Annotated in this window: 8 protein-coding genes; 3 read left to right on the top strand and 5 right to left on the bottom strand. The window is 70.0% G+C overall.

Annotation, left to right across the window (positions count from 1 at the left end; translation table 11 throughout):
• The 5 genes from ACFQGL_RS29120 to ACFQGL_RS29100 form a co-directional block, all read right to left on the bottom strand.
• On the bottom strand, positions 1–1288 hold a 1288-nt coding region (locus tag ACFQGL_RS29120; protein WP_465263544.1), incomplete at its 3' end, for a collagen-like domain-containing protein.
• 375 nt (positions 1289–1663) lie between these two features.
• Complete coding sequence (locus tag ACFQGL_RS29115; protein WP_377515817.1) at positions 1664–2557, bottom strand: hypothetical protein; 894 nt, start codon at positions 2555–2557, stop codon at positions 1664–1666.
• Entirely contained in the window at positions 2554–3072 is a 519-nt protein-coding gene (locus tag ACFQGL_RS29110) for a SigE family RNA polymerase sigma factor (RefSeq protein ID WP_377515816.1), read from the bottom strand. Before ACFQGL_RS29110 ends, ACFQGL_RS29115 begins: the two co-directional genes overlap by 4 nt.
• A 283-nt stretch (positions 3073–3355) precedes the next feature.
• On the bottom strand, positions 3356–3790 hold the full coding sequence (locus ACFQGL_RS29105; protein WP_377515815.1) for a hypothetical protein: 435 nt from the start codon (positions 3788–3790) through the stop codon (positions 3356–3358).
• A 177-nt stretch (positions 3791–3967) separates the two neighbouring features.
• Positions 3968–4585, bottom strand: coding sequence for a pyridoxamine 5'-phosphate oxidase family protein (locus ACFQGL_RS29100; protein WP_377515814.1), 618 nt, complete (start codon positions 4583–4585; stop codon positions 3968–3970).
• A 155-nt stretch (positions 4586–4740) separates the two neighbouring features.
• On the opposite strand from ACFQGL_RS29100, the gene ACFQGL_RS29095 reads away from it, so the two are divergent.
• The 3 genes from ACFQGL_RS29095 to ACFQGL_RS29085 are packed head-to-tail and all read left to right on the top strand — an operon-like array spanning position 4741 to position 6905.
• Complete coding sequence (locus ACFQGL_RS29095; RefSeq protein WP_377515813.1) at positions 4741–5244, top strand: DUF2231 domain-containing protein; 504 nt, start codon at positions 4741–4743, stop codon at positions 5242–5244.
• On the top strand, positions 5244–5789 hold the full coding sequence (locus ACFQGL_RS29090) for an Hsp20/alpha crystallin family protein (protein WP_377515812.1): 546 nt from the start codon (positions 5244–5246) through the stop codon (positions 5787–5789). Before ACFQGL_RS29095 ends, ACFQGL_RS29090 begins: the two co-directional genes overlap by 1 nt.
• A gap of 9 nt (positions 5790–5798) precedes the next feature.
• Positions 5799–6905, top strand: coding sequence for a glycosyltransferase family 9 protein (locus ACFQGL_RS29085; protein WP_377515811.1), 1107 nt, complete (start codon positions 5799–5801; stop codon positions 6903–6905).
• The last annotated feature ends 42 nt before the right edge of the window (positions 6906–6947 follow it).

Here is a 6947-nt window from a genome sequence, read left to right as displayed (position 1 = left end):
CCTGTGCGCCTTGTGCGCCGGTGTTGCCTTGAACGCCCTGTGCGCCGGTGTTGCCCTGTGCGCCTTGTGCGCCGGTGTTGCCTTGAACGCCCTGTGCGCCGGTGTTGCCCTGTGCGCCTTGAGCTCCGGTGTTGCCTTGAACGCCCTGGGCGCCGGTGTTGCCCTGGGTGCCTTGGAACCCCTGGGCGCCTTGCGCGCCCGTCTCGCCTTGCGTGCCTTGTACGCCGGTGTTGCCTTGGGCGCCTTGTGCGCCGGTGTCGCCTTGAACGCCCTGGGCACCGGTGTTGCCCTGTGCGCCTTGAGCTCCGGTGTTGCCTTGGGTGCCTTGTGCGCCGGTGTTGCCCTGTGCGCCTTGAGCTCCGGTGTCGCCTTGAGCGCCCTGGGCACCGGTGTTGCCCTGTGCGCCGGTGTTGCCCTGCGTGCCTTGGAATCCCTGGGCGCCCTGGGCACCTTGCGCGCCGGTGTCGCCTTGTGCGCCCGTCTCGCCTTGAGCGCCGGTGTTGCCTTGGGTGCCTTGGAATCCCTGGGTGCCTTGAGCGCCGGTGTTGCCCTGGGCGCCTTGAGCGCCGGTGTTGCCCTGGGCGCCTTGAGCTCCGGTGTTGCCTTGAGCGCCCTGGGCACCGGTGTTGCCCTGTGCGCCGGTGTTGCCTTGGGTGCCTTGGAATCCCTGGGCGCCCTGCGCGCCCTGGGCACCTTGCGCGCCGGTGTCGCCTTGAGCGCCCTGGGCGCCCGTCTCGCCTTGAGCGCCCTGGGCGCCCGTCTCGCCTTGAGCGCCCTGGGCGCCCGTCTCGCCTTGAGCGCCCTGTGCGCCGGTGTTGCCTTGCGCGCCGGTGTCGCCTTGGGTGCCTTGGAACCCCTGGGCACCGTGTGCGCCTTGAGTGCCCGTGTCGCCTTGAGCACCTTGCGCGCCGGTGTCGCCCTGGGGGCCTTGAGTGCCCTTGTCCTTGGAGCCATGGGAGTCCTGCGGGTAGTCCCAGTTCGGCTGCTTCCCCCCGTCGTGCCCGCCCCACGGGCCCTGCCAGCCCTGCGGTCCGTAGTCCGGTGCAATGCCATCGTCAGGTCTGTCGCCGTCTTGGCGGACGGTCGACCAGGACAGCGGCCACCCGCCGTACTGGCCGAGGGGTCCGGGTGTACCGACGTGCACGCCATGGGCAGACGAGTTCGCTTCCGCGGGTTGCGCGGCGACTACGGGCCCACCCGTCATCCCGACTACGAGCAGGGCAGAACTCAGCCCTGAAGCGGCGCGGGCATGGTTCAGCCTCCGCCGCAGCCGTCGGTTGTTGCTCATGACCCCTCCAGAGAGTCATCCCGGATACACCCAGAGCCACGCAGCGGTGACTAAACGTCACCAAGCGGGGTGGTCTGTAGCGTATTCGACTGCTTCACCGAGGGATGGGCGATTAGCCCCAGTTGGGTAGATTGCGGACAAAGCGGAATTTCTTCACGCGTACCCCAAGGGCCTGTCGCTTTGCGGTGAGCCAGGATTGATCATTGGCGGCGGTTCGATCGCGCGGGCGGCCTCACGAGAAGGTCCCGACCAGCAGAGACGCTGGGCAGGGCTTTCTCGCCATCCAGGTCGGTCCGAACCGGCTGCGGGAACGATCCCACAACGGCGCGAGGCCCCGGACCGCAGCAGGCGGTCCGGGGCCTCAACGGCCAGCGCTCAGCTGTTCAGGCCGCAATCCTTCGTCGGCATCGGTACGCAGGGCAGCTTCTGGTAGCCGGCAGGAGCGGTGACCTCCAGCTTCGCCAGGTTCTCCGGGGTACGGGGCAGCCACTCGAAGTTAGTCGTCGTGGTCCCGCCGAAGCCCTTGCTGATCACGCGCACCGGCAGGTACGTCTCGCTGTCGACCCAGATCTGCATGGACGCCTCGGTGGTCTTCGCCTGGTCCATGGCGCTGTCCGGACCACCCAACCACTGCAGGTGTACGGCCGGCTTGCCGTCCACCGACTCCTTGCCGACGAGCGTCAGCTTCCCGTTGTCAAGCGCGCGTTTGAGCCCGTCGGGGTTGAGCGCGGGCTGGAGCGACTGGATCTGGTCGCCGTCCACCGGCGTGGCCTGAACGACCTCGTAGGTCCACCACTTCTTCTTGTCGTGGTTGAGCTCGGTCGCGTGGGAGCCGTCGACGCCGACGGTGTATGAACGGGTGTCGCCGAAGTAGATCTCGTTGTCCTGCCGGTGTCGCGACGTTTTGGGATCGTTCCAGGACTCTCCGCTGCTCGCGGCCTTGCCGTCGCGGCCCTGGTGCGAGTCGCGCTCGTGCTGCACGTATGCGGAGGTGTCGGCCAGAGCGGCACTGGTTCGCTCGGTGACGTAGCCGACCGTGAGCATGTCGGGGGCCGGTGCCGTCGAGCCGCCCGGGAAGGCCAGCGAGGCGCCCAGCGCGATGGCGGCGACCACCGGCACGGCACCGGCGATCCGCAGACCCCAGGTGCGGCGATTGTGTCTGCGGTACAGGGTCTCGGTGAGACCCGAAGGTGCGGTCATTGCGTACGTCTCCTCGTGCAACTGGTCGCCCAGTAGCCGGCCGAGCTGGTCGTCGTCGAGAGCAGTCATCCGGGAACCCTCATTTCGTTGGTTTCGTGAAAGTCCCCGAGCAGCTCACGCAGTCGTGACAGGGCCCTGGAGGTGTACGACTTCACCGTGCCGGTCGAGCAGCCGACCAGTTCGGCCGTCTGCTCGACGGAGAGGTCCTCGAAGTAGCGCAGCACGATCACCTGCCGCTGCCGGATCGGCAGCTTCGCGATCGCGTCGGTGACCGTCCGCCGGTCGTCGAGGCCCTCCAGCCCCGGATCACGGGAACGGAAGGCGTTCGGGTCCTCCGGTAGTGCTGTTTCGCGAGGGCGCCGCAGCACAGCCCTGATCCGGTCCCGAGACAGATTGACCAGGACGTGCCGGACATATTGCTCGGGTGCGTCACGCGCTTTCGACCAGCGGCGCATCGTACGCAGCAGGGCTGTCTGCAGCAGGTCCTCAGCATGGCCACGGTCCCCGGTGAGGAGGTACGCGAGGCGCAGTAGCGCTGCCGACCGCTGCTCGACGAACGCGTCGAAGCTCGGATCAACTTTCACGGAACTAAGAACTCCGCCCACGTCAGAGGGGTTGCCATGCCGACCGACCGTCACCGTGTGTGATTGAGCGGCACCTACTGGCCACTGGTGGCGCCCCGCAGGAACAGGGCAGCCGGCGCCATCTGCTCCATCGTCACGAGGTGCGGATGCACCGGGGGAGGCGTGGTCGGTGGACAGAGCATGAGTGCATTATCCCGTACGTCAGCTCTCGTAATCCATGTTGACCTGCGGTTATTCGCTTGACGCGACCCGTGCCGGCCTCACCGGTCACGCCGGCAGGTCGTCACCCGTGGCTGGCCCGCAGCACCGCGGTGGCGGCGACGAGCATCGCGATCATGGCGGTCGAGCCGAGTCTTATCCGTCGTGACCGGCTGTAGATGCCCGCCACCAGCGCCACCCCCACACCCAGCAGCCAGTGGCTGGCTTCGGGATGAGAGTCCAGGTCGATACCCAACTGGCCCACGGCCGTTCGGCCGTAGCCGACGAGTGCGGCACCGCTTGCCCAGATGAGCAGGGTCCAGGCGCAACGGCGGCCGGGACTCTCGGTGAGTCGCGAACCGTGGCGGGTGAGTGTACCGAGTAGGTAGGTCGCCGTCATCAGCAGCAGCAGGCCGATGAGCAGCACGAGAGCCAGCGGAACGAAGAACCCGAGCAGCACCCACTCGCCACCGGACGTGCCGCGCAAAATCAGGGCGGCGGCCGCACCGACCACGACCATCTGCCCCGCCGCCAGGCGGTGTGGGTTTGCCAGGGGTGTTGCGACAGTCGCCGACCTGGGCTGCTCCGCACCAGCGAGGAAAGGCATGAGTGCAGAATTTCGTAGGCCGTTGCCGTACGCCTGAGTGCCGCTACTCATCGGCGGAGTCGAGAGTAGGGGCCGGGAGAGCTGGCGGTGTCAGGCGTAGATGCTCTTGGCGTACTCCGGGCCGTAGTGGCGTTCCAGGTCCGCCAGGCTCTCCATCGGCGCCTCGACCTCCTTGATCAGCCGGGCCCGGGTCGGCAGCGCGTCCGGCCGCCAGGTCTCCGGCTGCCACAGTGCGGACCGCAGGAACGCCTTGGCGCAGTGGTAGAAGATCTGCTCGATCTCCACCACCACCGCGAGCACCGGCCGGTGCCCCTTGACCACCATGTCGTCGAACCAGGGTGCGTCCCGCACCAGCCGTGCGCGTCCGTTGATCCGCAGCGTGTCCGTCCGCCCCGGGATCAAGAAGATCAACCCGGCGTGCGGATTGTCCAGGATGTTGCGGTAGCCGTCGGCCCGCTTGTTGCCCGGCCGCTCCGGCACCGCGATGGTCGTGTCGTCCAGCACCAGGGCGAACCCGGCCGGGTCGCCCTTGGGCGAGACGTCGCAGCTGCCGTCGGCGCCGGCCGTGGCCAGCAGGCAGAACGGCGCGGCGGCCAGCCACTCCCGGTCCCGCTCGTGCAGACGGGCGCGTTCCTTGTTGGCGGCTCGCGGGGCCGGCGTGCCGAGCAGGTCGCGCAGCTCCTCGTGCGAGGTGATCTCCACCGTCACGTGATCCTCCCCCGGCCGTTGATCCGGGTGGCGGCGCCACCGTCCGACGGCCTCGCCCGTCAGCCTACGGCCCACCAGCGCGAGGTTTGCCCTGCGAGGTCGGGGGTACCGCCTCACCCGACGCGCGCTCACGGACCGACCAGTGGAGGCCGGAGATGGAGAGCCGACTCAAGGTACTGGGTCATCCCGTCCACCCGATGCTGGTCATGTTCCCGGTCGCGCTGCTGGTCACCGCGGTGCTGTTCGACCTGGTGGACACCGTCGGCGGGCCGGACTTCCTCGGCGAGGCCGCGTACTGGAACATCACGGTCGGCCTGGTCGGCGGCCTGCTCGCCGCGGCGGCCGGTGCCTTCGACCTGCTGGCGATCCCGACCGGCACCCGGGCCAAGCGGGTGGGCCTGCTGCACGCCGCCGCCAACGTCGCGGTGATCCTGCTCTTCGCCGCCGTCTGGGCGGTACGACTCAACGCGGAGTCCCGCGCCGCCGGAGGTGCCCTGATCGCCATCGAGGTGGTCGCGGTGGCCATCCTCGGCATCAGCGCCTGGCTGGGCGGGGAACTGGTCGACCGGCTCGGCGTCGGCGTCGATCGCGACGCCGGCCTGGACGCGCCCAGCTCACTGCGACCACCCACGACCACCCAGCGAATCGGAGAGGTGTGATGAGCGAGCAGGCCGGTGGGTTCGGTAGAGGATGGCGGGGTCGGCAGCAGGGCTGGGACCCGATGGGTGAACTGCAGTCGCTGCGCGCCGAGCTGAGCCGGCTGGTCGGCGGTCGGGCCGGGGCGTCCGACGTCGAGGTGACCGAGACGGCGGACGGCTGGGAGGTCGTCGTCCGGCTGCCCGGCGTGGCGCCGGAGGAGGTGGCGGTCGAGTTGGACGACCGGGAGTTGTGCGTACGCGCGCGCTCCGAGGCGGAGGTCAACGCCGACCAGGGCATCCCCGGCGGCTTCGAGACCCGTGGCTTCGAGTACCGCGTGGACCTGCCGTCCCGGGTCGACCCGGAGTCCATCGACGCGGTGATGGATCACGGCCTGCTGCGGGTCCGGTTGCCCCGGGCGGCCCGGCCCACGCCGCGCACCATCACCGTCGGCCGCACCGGGCCGCGCTCCGGCGGCCAATCCGGCGGTACGCCGATGTCGGGCGATCCCGCCGCGGACCGGGAGCTGCACCGCCCGGACACCGCTGGCGAACTCGACCGGCCGTAGCGGAACTGCGTGGTCACCCCGTCCCTACTCGGCTCGACGGCCGGGCGCGTACCCGACGTGCAGCGGATCGCCGTGCTGCGCGCCAACGCGCTCGGCGACTTCATCTTCGTACTGCCTGCCTTGGATGCGCTGCGCGCCGCGTACCCGTCGGCGGAGATCGTGCTGCTCGGAGCGCCGTGGCACGCGAAGCTCTGGCGCGACCGGCCCGGCCCGGTGGACCGCGTGCTGGTGGTGCCGCCGGCACCCGGCATCCGGCAACCGGAGCCGGGTGAGGCGGAGTCGGCGATGGACGACTTCCTGGCGGCGGCCACCGGCGAAGGGTTCGACCTGGCGGTGCAGATCCATGGGGGTGGCGCCAACTCGAATCCGCTGGTCAGCCGCCTCGGCGCCCGCGTCACCGTCGGGCTGCGCGCGGAGGACGCGCCGCCGCTGGACCGGTGGGTCCGCTACGTCTACTACCAGCACGAGGTGATCCGCTACCTGGAGGTGGTGGCCCTGGTGGGCGCTGCGGCGACCACCATCGTGCCGACGCTGGCGGTCACCGACGCCGACCGGGCCGAGGCGGTCCGGGTGCTCGGTCCGTCGGACCGTCCCCGGGTGGCGCTGCATCCGGGTGCCACCGACACCCGCCGCCGCTGGCCGGCGGACCGCTTCGCCGAGGTGGCGCGCGAGCTGCACGGCGACGGCTACGAGGTGCTGATCACCGGTACGCCCGCCGAGCAGGAGGTGGTCGACCAGGTGGTTGCCGCGGCGGGAGTGCCGGTCCGGCCGCAGGTGGGCACGCTCAGCCTCGGCGGACTGGTCGGCTGCTACGCCGGCTGCGCGCTGGTCGTCTCGAACGACACCGGCCCGTTGCACCTGGCTGCCGCGGTGGGCGCTCCGACGGTCGGCGTCTTCTGGGTGGGCAACCTGATCAACACGGCGAACCCGCTGCGCGGTCGGCACCGGCCGATCTGCTCCTGGACGGTGCACTGCCCGGTCTGCGGAGTGGACTGCACGCCGGGCATCTACCCGCACCGTCCGGGCGACGGTGAGTGTCCGCACCGTGACTCCTTCGTCACCGACGTACCAGCGGCCGAAGTGCTGGAGGCGGCCCGCGAACTGCTCCAGACGTAAGGAAGGGCACCTTCTTATCGTCTGGGGTAGAGCAGGGGTCCC

This window comes from Micromonospora vulcania (assembly GCF_042658605.1).
GTDB lineage: Bacteria > Actinomycetota > Actinomycetes > Mycobacteriales > Micromonosporaceae > Micromonospora > Micromonospora vulcania.
This window is presented reverse-complemented; position numbering and strand designations above follow the sequence as displayed.

Bases quoted from the DNA above. Each gene is read 5' to 3' on its own strand.
- ACFQGL_RS29090 (WP_377515812.1), top strand. From the start codon at position 5,244: ATGAGCGAGCAGGCCGGTGGGTTCGGTAGAGGATGGCGGGGTCGGCAG.
- ACFQGL_RS29115 (WP_377515817.1), bottom strand. From the start codon at position 2,557: ATGACTGCTCTCGACGACGACCAGCTCGGCCGGCTACTGGGCGACCAG.
- ACFQGL_RS29105 (WP_377515815.1), bottom strand. From the start codon at position 3,790: ATGGTCGTGGTCGGTGCGGCCGCCGCCCTGATTTTGCGCGGCACGTCC.
- ACFQGL_RS29095 (WP_377515813.1), top strand. From the start codon at position 4,741: ATGGAGAGCCGACTCAAGGTACTGGGTCATCCCGTCCACCCGATGCTG.